The organism is Candidatus Caldatribacterium sp. (genome assembly GCA_014359405.1).
Taxonomy (GTDB): domain Bacteria; phylum Atribacterota; class Atribacteria; order Atribacterales; family Caldatribacteriaceae; genus Caldatribacterium; species Caldatribacterium oleiphilum.
The window spans coordinates 1-2,104 of the sequence record JACIZN010000184.1 but is presented as its reverse complement, the minus strand read 5'-3'; the positions used below and the strand labels follow the sequence as shown (position 1 = coordinate 2,104).

Genomic DNA, 2,104 nt, shown 5'->3' with positions numbered 1-2,104 from the left:
CGTCCATCCCCACACCCCAGGTCGTAGAGAACCTCCCCAGGGCGGAGACCGCTCATCTCAAGCATTCTTCGGACTCTTCGCATGTCCGTGGGCTGCCAGGGAATGCCCCGGAAAAAGAGGGGAAAGAGCCAGAAGAAGAAAAGGACGAGAAAAACCGCAAGGACAACAATCGCCCAGGTCATCCGCCCACAAACTCCTCAGCCCGGTAAGAGCTCCGCACAAAAGGACCACTGGCAACGCCTGAAAACCCAAGGCGCAGTGCGTACTCCCGGTAGTACTCAAATTCCTCGGGAGGAATGTACGCCGAAACAGGGAGGTGGTGCACCGAGGGACGGAGGTACTGCCCTATGGTGACGATGTCGCAGGAAACCTCTCTGAGATCCCGAAGAACTGCCTCGACCTCTTCCCTTGTCTCCCCAAGGCCGACCATGAGACCAGATTTTGTGAGCATTTCCGGGGCTTTTTCCTTTGCTCTCGCAAGAAGCCAGAGGGACCGCCTGTAGTCCGCCTGAGGACGCACAAGGGGGTAGAGGCGGGGAACCGTCTCCACGTTGTGGTTGAGGACATCAGGACGAGCCGCCAAAACCGTATCCAGGGCCTCCTCGCTACCGAGGAAATCGGGAACAAGGACCTCGACTGTGGCCTGAGGAAGAGTCCTGCGAATAGCCCGGATGGTCTCGGCAAAGTGCCCCGCTCCCCCATCGGGAAGGTCGTCCCGGGTGACAGAGGTTACCACGACGTGCCTGAGGTTGAGCTTTCGAGCCGCCTCGGCCACCCGCTCCGGCTCTTCGGGGTCAGGAGGTTTTGGAATTCCTTTCCCTACGGCGCAGAAGCGGCAGCTCCGGGTACAGGTATCCCCAAGAATGAGAAAAGTCGCCGTTCCCCGGCGGAAGCACTCCCCGAGATTCGGGCAACGGGCGCTCTCGCAAACCGTGTGGAGTGCAAGGGTCCGCAAAAGCTTCTGCACCCTCTCCCATTCCTCCTGAGGGGGAAAGCGGCGCTTAATCCACGAAGGAAGGGTGCTCACTCTCTACCTCCTCCATAGCGAATCCAAAGACCTCGCCGAATTTCTGGGCCAGGAGGTGCGCCATTGACACACGCTCTTTTCCCGAGAAATCTCTCCCCAGAATTTCTCGAAGGCTCGTCACCCCGAAATCCCGGATGCCGCAGGGAACAATGTACCGGAAAAAGGAAAGCTCAGGAGAGACGTTGAGCGCAAATCCGTGGTAGGTCACCCACTGCTTGACCGCTACCCCGATAGCGGCAATTTTCTTGGGCCCCTCCTTTTCCACCCAGACCCCGGTGTACGGAGGGAAGCGAAAACCCGAAATCCCAAAGACCCTGAGGAACTCAATGAGCACCTCTTCAAGAGCCCTCAAGAAGGCATGCACGTCCTTCTGCCAGAACCGAAGGTTCAAAAGAGGATACCCCACGATTTGTCCGGGACCATGGTAGGTCACATCGCCCCCTCGCTCGATTTCGTAGAGCTCGACTCCTCTTTCTCTCAGCTTCGCCTCGGGCACAAGGAGATGCTCTCTTTTTGCCCCTCGCCCCAGAGTTATAACCGGAGGATGCTCAAGGAGAAGGAGTACACCCGGGAGTTCCTGGGCAATAATTTCTGCAACAAGTTCTCGCTGGAGCCTGAGGGCCTCTCCGTAAGGCACTTCTCCAAGTACACGGTAAGGAAAAGAAATCATAGGCTCTGGGAATATCCTTCCTCTTTCAGGGTTCTACAGAACAGAAAGGAGGGAAGCCCATGCGGACCAAAGAGGAAATCGCCCGGGCACTCCAAAATTTCCATTACCTCAAAGAGCCTATCATGACCTTTTTCATCACCTGCGACCTCTGCGGTCGGGATGCCGACTGGCATATATCCCTGGGACTTGATCACGAATTCAACCTCTGTTACCTCTGCATGCGGGCCGTCGAAGAACACATCCAGTCCCTCGCCCAGTACCAGAGCGTGTGATTACGCCTCCTTGAGCACTCGCTGACGGTACTTCTCAGCCTCAAGAGAAAGGAGCGCTTCCTGCTCTTCCTCCGAAAGGAACCGAGGACTCCCGAAAAGTCGAGCAATGGTCATGATTTTTGCTCCCTCTTCAAG

5 protein-coding genes are annotated in these 2,104 nt (G+C 56.8%); 1 reads left to right on the top strand and 4 read right to left on the bottom strand.

The window, feature by feature from the left end; all coding sequences use genetic code 11:
* The 3 genes from H5U36_10195 to lipB form a co-directional block, all read right to left on the bottom strand.
* On the bottom strand, positions 1-182 hold a 182-nt coding region (locus H5U36_10195; protein ID MBC7218476.1), incomplete at its 3' end, for a hypothetical protein.
* Positions 179-1,027: a lipoyl synthase gene (lipA, locus tag H5U36_10190; protein ID MBC7218475.1), complete on the bottom strand. Its 849-nt coding sequence runs from the start codon at positions 1,025-1,027 to the stop codon at positions 179-181. The genes H5U36_10195 and lipA, both read right to left, overlap by 4 nt.
* The gene (lipB, locus tag H5U36_10185; protein MBC7218474.1) at positions 1,002-1,697 is read right to left on the bottom strand and encodes a lipoyl(octanoyl) transferase LipB; all 696 of its coding nucleotides are present in this window, start codon (positions 1,695-1,697) and stop codon (positions 1,002-1,004) included. Before lipB ends, lipA begins: the two co-directional genes overlap by 26 nt.
* A 59-nt stretch (positions 1,698-1,756) precedes the next feature.
* On the opposite strand from lipB, the gene H5U36_10180 reads away from it, so the two are divergent.
* Positions 1,757-1,969, top strand: a complete 213-nt coding sequence (locus tag H5U36_10180; GenBank protein MBC7218473.1) for a hypothetical protein — start codon at positions 1,757-1,759, stop codon at positions 1,967-1,969.
* On the opposite strand, the gene H5U36_10175 is transcribed toward H5U36_10180, so the two are convergent.
* Positions 1,970-2,104: class II aldolase/adducin family protein (locus tag H5U36_10175; protein ID MBC7218472.1), on the bottom strand; the 135-nt coding region annotated here is incomplete at its 5' end. It abuts the gene before it with no gap.

Coding starts and splice junctions, on each gene's coding strand:
- lipB (MBC7218474.1), bottom strand. CDS start 1,697: ATGATTTCTTTTCCTTACCGTGTACTTGGAGAAGTGCCTTACGGAGAG.
- H5U36_10180 (MBC7218473.1), top strand. CDS start 1,757: ATGCGGACCAAAGAGGAAATCGCCCGGGCACTCCAAAATTTCCATTAC.